Source organism: Endothiovibrio diazotrophicus, from assembly GCF_054657215.1.
The window spans coordinates 25260-38695 of the sequence record NZ_BAAHXB010000050.1; the positions used below are offsets into that span (position 1 = coordinate 25260).

A 13436-nucleotide genomic window follows, 5' to 3' on the forward strand; every position below is an offset into this window, starting at 1 on the left:
CTCCGCGCTCTCTGCGTCTCTGCGTCCTCCGCGTTCCTAGTGCCCAAGCCGAGAAGGTCTACCTCATGATACGGTTCTTCGCCGGCCACCCCACCGCGGCCAACCTGTTGATGTTGTTGCTGCTGGCCCTCGGCATCGCCACGCTGCCGGAGCTGCGGCGCGAGACCTTCCCCGACTTCACCCCCTCGGAGCTGGAGGTGAGCGTGGTCTACCCCGGCGCCGGGCCGGAGGACGTGGAGGAGGCGCTCTGTCGTCCGCTGGAGGACGCGGTGGAGGGGGTCACCTTCCTGGAGGAGACCCGCTGCGAGGCGCTGGAGGGGCGCGCCCGGCTGGTGGTGCGGATGGCCGAGGGGGGCGACTTCACCACCTTCATCAGTGACGTGAAGAGCGAGATCGACGCGGTCGACAACCTGCCGGCGGAGAGCGAGCCGCCGATCCTGCGCGCCCTCGGCCGGCGCGACACGGTGGTCACCGTGGCGATCACCGCCGACACCGAGCTGACCCAGCTCAAGACCTACACCGAAGGGGTGAAGGAGCGGATGCAGCGGCGCCCCGGCATCGCCCGGGTGGAGATCGAGGGGTTCTCCGACCGCCAGGTGCGAATCGAGCTGAAACTCCCGCAGCTGCGCCGCTACGGGCTGAGCGTCGGCGACGTCGCCGCCAAGGTGGCGCGGCAGAACGTCAAGCTCCCCGCCGGCAATCTGGAGACCCCGGAGAAGACCCTGCTGGTGCGCTTCGACGAGCAACGCATCACACCGCAGGCGCTGGCCCGGCTGGTGGTCGCCGCCACCCCCGACGGCGGCACCGTGCATCTCGGCGACATCGCCACCCTGCACGAACGCTTCGAGCTGGACGAGGCGAAGACCCTGTTCAACGGCAAGCCCGCGGCGCTGCTCACCGTGAGCAAGAACAAGAACCAGGACGCCCTCGACGTGATGGCCGAAGTTCAACGCTTCCTCACCGCCGAGCGCGCCCGCGCCCCGGCGGGGGTCCACCTCGACCTGGCCCGCGACGCCACCACCATCATCACCGACCGCCTCACCATGCTGGTCGCCAACGGCTGGCAGGGTCTGCTGTTGGTCTTCGCCACCATGTGGCTGTTCTTCGGCGGGCGCTACTCCTTCTGGGTGGCGATGGGGCTGCCGGTCTCCTTCATGGGCACGCTGTTCGTCATGGGCCTGCTCGGTCTCTCGATCAACATGCTGTCGATGGTCGCCCTGCTGATGGCCATCGGCATCCTGATGGACGACGCCATCGTCCTCTCCGAATCGATCGCCTCCCACGTCGAAAAAGGGATGAACATCCTCGACGCCGCGGTGGCGGGGGTAAAGCGGGTCGGCCTCGGGGTCTTCTCCTCCTACCTCACCACGATGGCGGTATTCCTCGGCCTCGCCTTCATCGAGGGGGACATCGGCAAGGTGCTGAAGGTGATCCCCATCGTGCTCTTGATGACCCTCACGGTGAGCCTGGTGGAGGCGTTCCTGATCCTCCCGCGCCATCTGGTCCACTCGCTGGAGCACGCCCGCCACCGGCCGCAGCGAGCGTTGCGCGTCGCCTTCACCGCGCGCTTCGAGCGCTTCCGCGCCACCACCCTGGTGAACACCGTGGAGCGGCTGGTGGGGATTCGCTACCTCTTCGTCGGCGCGGTGGTGGCGCTCTTTTTCGCCACTCTGGCGCTACCCGCCGGCGGGCTACTCAAGTTCAGCCCCTTCCCCAACATCGACGGCGACCAGGTGGAGGCGCGCATCCTGCTCGCCCCCGGCACCCCGCTCGGGCGCACCGAGCAGGTGGTCGACCGGGTGGTGGAGGCGGCGCGCACGTTGAACCGCGAACTCTCCCCCGAGCAGCCCGGCGGCGAGGCGCTGATCGACAACCTGATGGTGCAGTACAACACCAACAAGGATGCCAACGAGAGCGGCACCCATGTGGCCACCGTATCGGTCGACCTGCTCACCGTCGACCGCCGCACCACCGACCTGCAGACCTTCATCAACCGCTGGCGCGGCGCGGTGGGGGTGATCCCCGGCGTGCTCGCCATCACCTACAAACAGCCCCGCTTCGGCCCCGCCGGCCGCCCCATCGAGATCCGCGTGCAGCACGACGACCTCCATGAGGTGGCGGAGGCCTCACGCCGGATCCAGAACTGGCTGCGCCGCGTCCAGGGGGTCGACGACGTGATGGACGACCTGCGTCTCGGCAAGGAGGAGCTGCGGCTCCATCTCGCCCCCGGCGCCGGGAGCTACGGGGTGGACGCCGAGACCGTCGCCTCGCAGCTGCGCGCCGCCTTCAACAACGCCATCGCCGACGAGGTGCAGGTGGGCCGCGAGACCATCGAGGTCGACCTGCGGCTGGCCCTCGAGGACAAGGACTCGATCACCGAGTTCGAGCGCTTCCCGATCCGTCTCGCCGACGGCCGCTCGGTACCGCTGGCCACCATCGCGGTGATCGAGCCGGGCCGCGGCTACGCCCGCATCCAGCGCATCGACGGCCGCCGCACCGCGACGATCATCGCCTCGCTGGATCCGGAGCGGGGCAACGCCAACCAGATCCTCAACAAGCTGAGCAAACAGTTGCTGCCGCAGGTGCTGGCACAGCACCCCGGCCTGGAGGTGAGCTTCCAGGGCTCGAAGAAGGAGGGGGGCAAGACCGCCGCCTCGATCGCGCGGGCCTTCCTCTTCGGGCTGTTCGGCATCTACCTGATCCTCAGCTTCCAGTTCCGCTCCTACGTCGAGCCGGTGATCGTCATGGTGGCGATCCCGCTGGCGCTGATCGGCGTCTTCTGGGGCCACTTCCTGCTCGGCCATGAACTGACCATGCCGAGCATGCTCGGCTTCGTCTCGCTCGCCGGCATCGTGGTCAACGACTCGATCCTGCTGGTGCAGTTCATCAAGGAGCACATCCGCGACGGGCTACCCGTTCATAAGGCGGCGGTGATGGCCAGCCGCGAACGCTTCCGCGCCATCCTGATCACCTCGCTGACCACCGCCGCGGGGCTGCTGCCGCTCTTGTTCGAGACCAGCACCCAGGCGCAGATCCTGATCCCGCTGGTGATCAGCATCGTCTTCGGCATCGCCACCTCGACCCTGCTGGTGCTGTTCGTCATCCCCAGCCTCTACTGCATCCTCGAAGACCTCGGCTGGACTTCCACCGTCGAGCAGGCGGGGGGTTGAACCATGAAGGACAAGCAAAGAGAAGCGAAGGACGTGAAGGGAAACGGGAATCAGGAGCTGAGTCGAATCGTTGAGAATTCGTTTACGCAACGGTGGGGTTGGCGCTGAGTTCCGGAACGAAATCCTTTCTTCATGCCCTTCGTTCCTTTTTGCCTGACCTTCATGGTGAAAACCACGACCCCTCAACCGGATTCGCCCACGGTCACCGCTTCGTCCAAAATAGGGGCAAACCCCGAACACTCTTTATGTGGAGAAAGTGATGGCACGTAGCGCCGAAGAAATCATCGCCGAGGCGATCGAACTCTCCCCGGAGAACCGCGCCCTGATCGCCGAGACCCTGCTGGATTCCCTCGACCTCGAGGATGATTTCCCGATCTCCGACGCCTGGAAGGAGGAGATTCGACGCCGTTGCGCCCAGATCGACGCGGGCGAGGATGTCCTCGTCGACGGCGATGAGGCAATGGAGGAACTGAGGGACCGTTTCGATTGAAGCCCTACAGGATCCACCGCGCCGCCCGCCGGGAGATCGGAGCGGCTGCCAACTACTACCGGGAAAAACAGCCGGGTCTGGAGCGACGCTTTCTCGACGCACTGGAAGACGCCATCCGCCGGGTCCGAACGAACCCCTCGATCCATCGCAAAGTGGAAGACGATATCCGCAAGTGCCGCCTCCCCCGCTTCCCCCGCTTCCCGTTCGGACTCCTGTTCAGGGAACGCCTCGACCGGATCGAAATCCTCGCCGTCATGCACCTGCGCCGCGACCCCGGCTACTGGAAAAACCGGCGCTGAAATCCCCTGTTGGATCACGCAGAAAAACGCAGACTCCAGCCGACCGACAGGCAGCGGCGCGGCACTTTCCGAGCCCTTCGCGGTCGAATAACCCCATAACCGACCGCGTTTCTCCGTCCCGGCAAAGCCGGTACCATAGCGCCCGTCCCCGCGAACCCATCGAGAAGGCCCTCCCGTGAGCGATCTGAATCGACCCGAAGAGACCATGACCGGCGTGGAGAAGCGCGCCGCTTCCTCCCTCTCCGCCATCTTCGGCCTGCGCATGCTGGGGATGTTCATGATCCTGCCGGTGTTCGCCCTCTACGCCGAGCACCTCGACGGCGTCACCCCCTTCCTCGCCGGCTTGGCGATCGGCGCCTACGGCCTCACCCAGGCCCTGTTGCAGATCCCCTTCGGCATGCTCTCCGACCGCATCGGGCGCAAGCCGGTGATCGCCCTCGGGCTGATCATCTTCGCCATCGGCAGCGTCGTCGCCGCCCAGGCCGACACCATCCACGGGGTGATCCTCGGCCGCGCCCTGCAGGGGGCCGGCGCCATCGCCGCGGCGATCATGGCGCTGCTCGCCGATCTCACCCGCGAGGAGCACCGCACCAAGGTGCTGGCCGGCTTCGGCGCCTCGATCGGCCTCTCTTTCAGCCTCGCCCTGGTGGCCGGCCCGCTGCTCGACCGCTGGATCGGCGTGCCGGGGATCTTCTGGCTCACTGCGGTGCTCGCCCTGGGCGGCATCGCGGTGCTCTTCACCTGGGTGCCGAAGCCGAGCCACAACCACTTCCACCGCGACGCCGAACCGGTGCCGGGGCAGTTCAAACGGGTGCTCAGCGACCCCCAGCTGCTGCGCCTCGATCTCGGCATCCTCACCCTGCACATGGTGCTCACCGCCAACTTCGTGGTGCTGCCGCTGGCGCTGCACGACTACGCCGGCCTCGACAAGATGCACCACTGGTGGGTCTACCTGCCGGTGCTGCTGCTGGGCATGGCGGTGATGGTGCCGTTCATCATCATCGGTGAGAAGAAACGCAAGCTGAAGCCGATCTTCGTCGGCGCCATCGTCACCCTGGGGCTCACCGAACTGCTGCTCGCCGAGTTCCATCACTCGCTGTGGGCGATCGCCGGACTGCTGTTCCTCTTCTTCTCCGCCTTCAACCTACTGGAGGCGACGCTCCCCTCGCTGATCGCCAAGGTCGCCCCGGCCGACGCCAAGGGCACCGCCATGGGCGCCTACTCCTCCTCGCAGTTCATCGGCGCCTTCACCGGCGGCGCGCTCGGCGGCTGGGCCCACGGCCAGTTCGGCCTCACCGGGGTGTTCATCCTCTGCGCCGGGATGCTGGCGATCTGGGCGATCGCCGCGGCCACCATGGCCCCGCCGCGCTACCTCTCCACTTTCACTTTGCGCGTGGGTGAACAGGACCCCGCCGGCGCCACCGAGCTCTCCGCCAAGCTCGCCGCGCTGGCCGGCGTCGCCGAGGCGGTGGTGATCCCGGGCGACGAGGCGGCCTACCTCAAGCTGGACCGCGAGGTGGTCAACTGGGACGAGCTGGAGCGTTTCTCCGTCGCCGAACCCGTCTGACGGAACCCGCGTCCTTGCCCTGTAGGAGCGGCCCCAAGGCCGCGATGACACCGCTTCCGTTCCTGCCCACACCGACTCCATGCGCCGCGCTCCATCCCGATGCGGCCTGAGGGCCGCTCCTACGAGCGACGTCACGGTGGATCCCTCCCTGTTGAAAGGCGCGCCACAGCGTCCAAAATAGATAGGACGCTGGCCCTCTCCCCGGAACCCATGACGTGAACAATCCCGCTTCGCTGCACCAACTTCATCTCCTGCTGGTCGACGACGAACGTTTCGTGCTCAAGGTGAACCACCAGGTGGTGAAGACGCTCACCGGAAAGACCGAATACCAGGCGGAATCGGCCCGCCAGGCGATCAGGATCCTCAACGAAGCCAAGGTCGACGTGTTGATCACCGACATCCAGATGCCGGAGATGAACGGCCTGGAGCTGATGAAACTGATCCGCTGCGGGCGCACCAAGGCCCGCGCCGACCTCCCCATCCTGGTCATCACCTCGTTCTCCAACACCGAGGTCCTGGGCTCCTCCATCGCCCTCGACGTGAACGGTTTCCTGGTCAAGCCAATCTCACCGAAACTGGCCCGGGAGAAGATCCAGAGCGCCGTCGGCGAGCGCATCCGGCTGCGCCCGGAGGAGGAGTACGCACAGGTGGAGACCGACCTGGAGAGCCTCGCCTCCCGGCCCGCCGGCGACCGGCGGCGGGTCAACGCTTCCATTTTGAAAAGCGAGGGGGAAGAGCCCTATCCCGCCCTGCGCAGGAAGGAGGGCAACGGCGGGAAGCCGGCCGGCGGCCGGGGGAACGACGGACAAGGGACGAAACAGCCCCCCGGACAACCGGGTCTCCCGATCCCGATCGACGAGCTGGAACCCGGCATGGTGCTCAATTCCAACCTCTGCACCCACGACGGAACGCTGCTGCTGACCGCCGGACAGACCCTCAACGAACGTCTGGTCAACCGCATCAGAGAGCTGCGCGAGGTGCTCGAACACGAGGAGATCGAGGTCGTCGACCCTTCGGCGGAGTGACCCGGCTCACTCGGCGCCGAAGATCCGCCGGCGGGCCTCCGGCCACGCAGCGACCCAGCCGGGAATGGCATCACCCGGCATCGGACGGGCGGTGAGGTAGCCCTGGACCTGATCGCAGCCCAGTTGTTCCACCCGCCGCCAATCCTCCAGGGTCTCCACCCCCTCGGCGACGATACTCATCTTCAGCTTCTTCGCCATCTCCACGCTCGACTCCAGGATCGCCCGGGTCCGCCCGCCGTCCGCCACACCCTGCACGTAGCTGCGGTCCAACTTCAGCTCGTCGAAGGGCAGATCACGGAGCTGCGCCAGGTTCGAGTGGCCGGTGCCGAAATCGTCGATGGAGAGCCGCACCCGCTTCATGCGCAGCCGCAGCAGCACCTCCAGAGGCATCGCCAGCTCCTCCATCAGGCGGCTCTCGGTCACCTCCAGCAGGAACTGCCCCGCCGACGTCCCCCGCGCCTCGATCCGCGCGCAGAAGCGGGTGGGAAAGGTCGGGTCGTGCAGGCTGTCCATCGAGACGTTGAGCGCGATCTTCAGCGCCAGCCCCGACGCGCGCCACGCCGCGCCGGCGGCCACCGCCTTGTCCACCAGACGGTCGGTGAGGGCGTCGATCAGGCCGCCCGCCTCGGCGACCGGGATGAAGGCGTCGGGGTAGACCGGGCCCGACGGCGCCCCCGGCCAGCGCGCCAGCGCCTCCACCCCCACCGGCTCGCGACTGGCGACATCGATCTTCGGCTGGAACCACGGTTCGAACGCGTCCGCCTCGATGGCGGCCGCCACCTGCTCGACGGAGACCCGTTGCCCCCCCGGCGGCGGCGCGGCGGCCGGGGCGATCGCCGTGGACAACACACGGGCGAGCTGGAGCGGATCGATCGGCTTGGCAACCGCTCCGAGCACGCGGAGGTTGCGCGCCCGCGCCAGGCTCTCCGCCATGTTCAGCGTCTCGGAATCCTCACCGCTGATCAGCACCACGTCACCGTCGAAACCCTGCTCGTTGAAATGGCGCAACAGCGCGATCCCATCGAACCCCGGCATGTTCAGATCGGTCACCACCACGCCGACCGGCGGACTCGCCTCCGCCATCAACGCCAGGGCCCGTTCGGCGCTCTTCGCGGTGAGCACATGAGGGTAGCCGAGCCGTTGCACCTGAAAACCGGTGGTGCGCAAGACGAATTCATCATCGTCGATGATCAGCACCGACCGCTCGCCGCGTGTCTCTTGCATCGTCATGAATCACGCACCCGTGGAAGAGAGAAATTGATCGATCCACCCCTCCACCTTACCGTAGCACTCCAGCAGGCGCCCCATCCGCTCGTCGACGCCCGCCCGGTCTCCCGCCTTGCCGGCCCGCTCCAGCTCCAGGCAGCATGCCCCCAGCGGGAAGGCACCCACGGTGTTGGCCGAGGATTTGAGTTTGTGGGCCAGCCCGCCGACCTCCGCCAGATCACCGCCGACGCGGGCGGCCCGGAGCGCTTCGACGGTCTCGGCGCCGCTCGCCAGGAACTCCCGGTAGAAATCCCTCAGCATCTCCGGATCGTCAATGCCGAGGATGCCCTTCAGCGCGTCCGGATCGACCACCGACTCCGCATCCGGCACGGCCGCACCGTCGCCCGCCGCCACCGGTTCCGCCGGTTCCCCCGTCCTGCCGTCGGGCAGCCACTTGGCCAGCACCGCCTGCAGCTCGTGGAGCTGCATCGGCTTGGTCAGGTAGCCGTCCATCCCGGCGGCGAAACAGCGCTCGCTGGTCCCCTTCACCGCGTCCGCGGTGATCGCCACGATGGGGGTGCGGCGCCCCGCCCCCTCCTCCGCGCGGATCGCGCGGGCCAAGCTGTACCCATCCATCCGCGGCATGTGACAGTCGGTCAGCACCACCGGATAACGGCCCGCTCGCCACAGCGCCAGGGCCTCCTCGCCGTCCTCCGCGGTGTCCACCGCATAGCCCAGCATGTTCAGCTGCTGGCCGATGGTCTTGCGGTTGATCGGGTTGTCGTCGACCACCAGCGCCACCAGCCCCGCCGCCCGCGCCTCCTCCAGGCTCCGCTGTGGGAGGACCACCGCCGCCGCGCCGACCGGTTCCAGCAGCTCCGGCGAGTCGCGGCCGACCAGCACCGCCACCGCGTTGACCAGGGTGGCGCGGCGCAGGGCGTTGAAGTCCAGGGTCGCGATGTCCTCGTCCTCCACCCGCACGCCCCGGCGATCCCCCCGGCAGCCGACCAGGAAGCGTGGCGCGTTGTCCCCCTCGCCGCCCAGGCGCTCGATCAACGCCTCGGCCTGTGCCCCCTCCTCGGGGGAGTCGATGACCACCACCGTCTCCGCGCCGGACAGGTCCCGCTCGCGGAAACAGGCCAGGGCGTCGGCGGCGGTGACCGGCAGGATCGTCGCGCCCGCCGGCTCCAGGTAGCGGGTGACGATCCGCTCCACCACCGGCCCGCAGCGCACCAGCAGGACCGAGACCCCCGACAGGTCGTGGCCCGGCGGCATCTTCCAGCCGGAGGCCTTGGGCAGGGTCAGCCCCACGGTGAAGCGGGTGCCCGCGCCCTCGTCGCTCTCCACCGTCAGCGTCCCGCCCATCATATCCACCAGGCGGCGGGTGATCACCAGGCCGAGGCCGGTCCCCCCGTAGCGCCGCGTGGTCTGCTCCTCGCCCTGGACGAACGGCTCGAAGATCCGCCCCAGCACCTCCGGGGTCATGCCGATGCCGTTGTCGACCACCCGGATCGCCACCGCGACCCCGTCGTCGTTCTCCCCCCGCCGCTCGATCGCGGCCAGCACCTCGCCCTTGCGGCCGGCGAGGTTGGCCGAGAACTTGATGGCGTTGCCGGTCAGATTGAAAAGGATCTGCTTGATCCGGGTGGGGTCGCCGGTCACCTGCTCCAGGAGCGGGTCGGCGAACAGCAGCAGGTCGACCCCCAACCGCGAGGCGTTCGAGCGCAACCCCTCGCCGACGCTCTCCAGCACCCCCTCCAGCAGCAGCGGCCGCTGCTCCAGGACGAGACGGCCGGCCTCGATCTTGGAGAAGTCGAGGATGTCGTCGATGATCCCCACCAGGGTCTGCGAGGACTCCTTGGCGGTCTCCACCAGGTCGAGCTGGCGCTCGTCGAGTCCGCCGCGGCTCAACATGTCGATGGTCGAGACGATGCCGTTGAGCGGGGTGCGGATCTCGTGGCTCATCACCGCCAGGAAGGTCGACTTCGCCCGGTTGGCGGCCTCCGCCTCCTCCTTGGCGCGGCGCAGCGCGGCATCCGCCTCGCGGCGCTGGGTGATGTTGCGCACCACCGCCACCAGCCGGGGGGGCTCGTTCTCCGGTGCCACGTACTGGAGGGCGATCTCCACCGGCGTCCGGGCGCCGCTTTTGTGTTCGTGTTCGGTCTCGAAGTTGAGCGACGGCACCTCGCCCGCGAGCAGCGGCGCGATGGTCTGGCGGAACACCTCCTCGGTGAAGTGCGGCTTGATGTCCACCGGGGTCATCCCCATCAGCTCCTCACGGCTGTAGCCCACCTGGTCGATGGCCCCCTGATTGACGTACAAGAACCTCAGGCTGTCGGGCTCGAACATGAAGACGCAGTCGAGGGTCTGGTCCAGGGTCGTCTTGAAGCGGGTCAGCTCGCGCAGCGCCTGGCTGCGCTCCGACTCGTCGTGGATCACACCGGCGAAGAACAGTCCGGTGTCCAGCTCCAGGCGGTTGACGCTGAGTTCGATGGGAAAGTGGCTGCCGTCCATCCGCCGTCCCTCCAGCACCCGCCCGCTGCCGATCACCTTGGCCGCCCCGCTCTCGCGGTAGGCGCGCAGGTAACCGTCGTGCTCGCTGTGGTAGGGCTCCGGCATCAGCAATTTGATGTTCTGCCCCACCATGGCGCGGGCCGGATAGCCGAACATCCGCTCCGTCGCCGGGTTCACCTTGTTGATGATGCCGCGGCTATCGATCAGCACGATCCCGTCGTTGGCGGTATCGAGGATCGCCGCCATCTTGCGCTCGCTGCGGTCGGTGGCCCGGCGCTCGTAGGTGAAGACCCCGAACAGCGCCACCAGGATCAGCCCGGCGATCCCCCCGCCGCCGTAGATCAACCCCTTGATCAGATTCAACAGGTAATAGGCCTCGTCCACATCCTGCTCGGCGCCGATACCGATGGAGAGCTCATCGTTCCACTGCCATACGCCGACCACCGGAATACCCCGGTAGTCCCGATAACCCGCCATGTCGCTGCCGCTGCCCCCCGCCACGGCGTTGCGCGCCATCCGCGTCAGGGGCAGGGAGGGGTGGACGCCGAAATCCTCCCCCTCAGGCCCCGGGTCGGCGAGGCGCAGATTCAGCGCCGCGCCCTCGCCCGGCCTCAACCACCCCCGCTCCACCAGCGCCGGCTCGTAGGCGCTGGGCGAGAGCATCATCCCCTGGCGATCGAAGGCGTAGGTCTCGCCGGTGTCGCCGATCCGACCGCGGGCCAGGATGGGAAAGAAGGAGAGATAGGGGTCGAGGCGCAGGGTGAGCAGTGCGATCACCTCTCCCTCGCCGTTGCGGATCGGCGCCCCGGCGAAGAAGGTGGCGTGCCCCGACGACTGCCGGCCGGACAGCGGCACGTCGCTCTCCTGGATACGGCTGATCACTCTCCGGCCGGACCACAGCTGGGCCAGCACGTCGGGCTGCTCGATCAGCAGATTGACGGCGCCGACGTTCTCGTTGCGCGACGAGGCCAGATTGACGTTGCCGGGACCGATCACGAAAAAGCCGCGATAGAGGCTGGTGTCGATCGACTTGCCGTAGTGCTCGCGCAACCGCTGCAGGCCCGGCGAGGCCAGCAGCAAGGCCCGGTCACGCCGCGTTTTGAGCAGTTGCTCCACCGCCTGCGTCACCACCGCCGAATCCGCCTGGACCGCCGCGTCGATGCGCCGATCCGTGGACCACACGCTGAGCGCCTGGACCACGCCGCCCAGGACAGTCTGCAACGAATCCTGCAATTTCGCCTGATAGCGCGCCTCGATGAACCGGTTGGCGCCCCACGCCCCCACCGCCATCAACAGCAGCGAGAGGATCAGGGCCAACAACGGATAACGCTCGACCGCCCGAATTCCGGAGGTTTCGGGCCGCTCGAAATCTTTCGTGTACGGCATGGTAAGTATTGAGGAAATTTCTGACCGGTGAGGATAGGTATAGCAGCCCGCCGGGCGAACGATACCTGCGGAGAGCCTCCCATCCCCCGCCCGCCGCTACTCCTCCACCGACGCGACGGCCTCCACCGGCAGACGGAGCGTGACGGCCAGACCGCCGTCGGGGTGGTTGGCCGCGCCCAGGGTACCCCCGTGGGCACGCACCGCGCGGGCGGCGATCGCCAAGCCGACGCCGTGACCGCCGCTCTCCCGGTCGCGCGCCTCGCCCACCCGCACGAAGGGCTCGAAGATCCGCTCCAGGTCCGCCTCCGGCACGCCGGGTCCGCGGTCGCGCACCACCACCGCCACCCACCCGTCGCCACACTCCATCGCCACCGTCACCGCCTCGCCCGCGGGCGAGTGGCGCAAGGCGTTGCGCACCAGATTGTCCAGCGCCGAGTGGAGCAGCGCGACATCGGCCATCAGCGGCGCCTCGCAGCGCCGCTCCAGGCGCACCGGCGGGCCCCCGTCGCCGGACTCGAAGGCGGCATCCTCCACCACCTGGGCGACCAGTCCGGCCAGTTCGATGAGACTCTCGCGGGCCGGCGGCTCGCCGCCGTCGAGGCGGGCCAGGGTCAACACCTGGCCGATCAGCTCGTCGAGCCGCTCCACCTCGCGCTCCATCCGCTCAAGCTCGCCGGCCGCCTCCGGGCTCTTCCGTTCGAGCAGCCCGAGGGCCACCCGCAACCGCGCCAACGGCGAGCGCAGCTCGTGGGAAACATCGCGCAGCAGCCGCTTGTGGGAACCCACCAGTCCCTCGGTACGCTCGGCCATGCGGTCGAACTCGCCGGCCAGCTCGCTCAGCTCGTCCGGCACCCAGCGTCGCACGCCGCCGACCCGCGCCCCCAGCTCCCCGTCGGCGAAGCGCCCGGCGGCGCGGCGCAGCCGCCGCACCGGCGCCGAGAAGTGGCGGGCGAGGAGCAGGACCAGCAGCCCGCTCACCCCAACGGCCACCAGCAGCGGCACGGCGAAGGCCGCCGGCACCCGGCCCGGCGGGGGGCGGGGCGGCGCCGTCCACAGACGGTAGACCCGGCCGTCGTCCAAGCGCACCGGCGCGCTGCGCAGCCGCTCGCGCAGGGAGGGCGGCTCCATTCGCGGCGAACCGCCGAAGAACAGACTCCCGATGGGACCGGGGCCATGGTCATCCGGTGGCCCCGGTGGCGGCTCGGGTGGAGGCCCCGGCGGGGCCTCTCCCGCCACTGGCGGCCGGCCCTGGCCGCGGTCGAAACCGCCGCCGTCGCGCCCACCATGCTCCCCGCGGGGCGGAGGAGGAGGCGGCGGCGGCGGGGGCGGTTCATCGTGACGGAGCAAGTGGGATGGCACGGTGCGTCCCAACAGCTCGCCGCCACCGCGTTGCGCCACATAGATATGCTCCCGCTGGGGGCTCACCTCCAGGGCGCGGCGCAACGCCGCCACCCCGTCGCGGATCAGCACCTCACGCAACCGATCCCGCTCCGCCAGCCGGTCGTCCCACTCCTCGCGCATCAGCGCCTCCATCTCACCGCGGAACTGATAGGCGACCCACGCCACCGCGCCACCGACGGCGATCACGGTGATCCAGAAGGAGAGGAAAATCTTGAGGAAGATGCGCACGGGGAGGTGTCAGGTGTCAGGAAAGAGTAAGCGCCATCGCCTTGGCGCAGTCTGTGCCGACGGCAGGGAGCGCACCGGCTTCGGGTGGCACGGCATCATCTGTGGGAGCGGCCCTTAGGGCTCGTGAAAGAATAACTTCCTGTTTTGGGA

Annotated in this window: 8 protein-coding genes; 5 read left to right on the forward strand and 3 right to left on the reverse strand. The window is 68.5% G+C overall.

From position 1 onward, the window contains the following. Nucleotides 1–65 precede the first annotated feature (65 nt). The 5 genes from ACYQ2W_RS13510 to ACYQ2W_RS13530 all read left to right on the forward strand — a co-directional run bounded on the left by ACYQ2W_RS13510 (nt 66) and on the right by ACYQ2W_RS13530 (nt 6551). Complete coding sequence (locus ACYQ2W_RS13510; protein ID WP_459867915.1) at nt 66–3170, forward strand: efflux RND transporter permease subunit; 3105 nt, start codon at nt 66–68, stop codon at nt 3168–3170. 259 nt (nt 3171–3429) lie between these two features. Continuing rightward, nucleotides 3430–3660 (forward strand): addiction module protein, encoded by a 231-nt coding sequence (locus tag ACYQ2W_RS13515; RefSeq protein ID WP_459867918.1) that lies wholly within the window; start codon nt 3430–3432, stop codon nt 3658–3660. Then, the gene (locus ACYQ2W_RS13520; protein WP_459867921.1) at nt 3657–3959 is read left to right on the forward strand and encodes a type II toxin-antitoxin system RelE/ParE family toxin; all 303 of its coding nucleotides are present in this window, start codon (nt 3657–3659) and stop codon (nt 3957–3959) included. Before ACYQ2W_RS13515 ends, ACYQ2W_RS13520 begins: the two co-directional genes overlap by 4 nt. Before the next feature lie 205 nt (nt 3960–4164). After that, nucleotides 4165–5526, forward strand: coding sequence for an MFS transporter (locus ACYQ2W_RS13525; RefSeq protein ID WP_459867936.1), 1362 nt, complete (start codon nt 4165–4167; stop codon nt 5524–5526). A 215-nt stretch (nt 5527–5741) separates the two neighbouring features. After that, a complete protein-coding gene (locus tag ACYQ2W_RS13530; RefSeq protein WP_459867924.1) occupies nt 5742–6551 on the forward strand; it encodes a response regulator in 810 nt (269 codons plus the stop codon). Nucleotides 6552–6557: 6 nt separating this feature from the next. On the opposite strand, the gene ACYQ2W_RS13535 is transcribed toward ACYQ2W_RS13530, so the two are convergent. From ACYQ2W_RS13535 to ACYQ2W_RS13545, 3 genes are all read right to left on the reverse strand, one after another. Then, a complete protein-coding gene (locus ACYQ2W_RS13535) occupies nt 6558–7781 on the reverse strand; it encodes an EAL domain-containing response regulator (protein ID WP_459867927.1) in 1224 nt (407 codons plus the stop codon). Between the two features lie 3 nt (nt 7782–7784). Beyond that, the gene (locus tag ACYQ2W_RS13540) at nt 7785–11591 is read right to left on the reverse strand and encodes a PAS domain S-box protein (RefSeq protein WP_459867930.1); all 3807 of its coding nucleotides are present in this window, start codon (nt 11589–11591) and stop codon (nt 7785–7787) included. Nucleotides 11592–11753: 162 nt separating this feature from the next. After that, nucleotides 11754–13286 (reverse strand): ATP-binding protein, encoded by a 1533-nt coding sequence (locus ACYQ2W_RS13545; protein WP_459867933.1) that lies wholly within the window; start codon nt 13284–13286, stop codon nt 11754–11756. Nucleotides 13287–13436 lie beyond the last annotated feature (150 nt).

What these genes read in the sequence shown, in the direction of transcription:
- ACYQ2W_RS13510 (WP_459867915.1), top strand. Translation starts at nt 66, where the DNA reads ATGATACGGTTCTTCGCCGGCCACCCCACCGCGGCCAACCTGTTGATG.
- ACYQ2W_RS13515 (WP_459867918.1), top strand. Translation starts at nt 3,430, where the DNA reads ATGGCACGTAGCGCCGAAGAAATCATCGCCGAGGCGATCGAACTCTCC.
- ACYQ2W_RS13525 (WP_459867936.1), top strand. Translation starts at nt 4,165, where the DNA reads ATGACCGGCGTGGAGAAGCGCGCCGCTTCCTCCCTCTCCGCCATCTTC.
- ACYQ2W_RS13535 (WP_459867927.1), bottom strand. Translation starts at nt 7,781, where the DNA reads ATGACGATGCAAGAGACACGCGGCGAGCGGTCGGTGCTGATCATCGAC.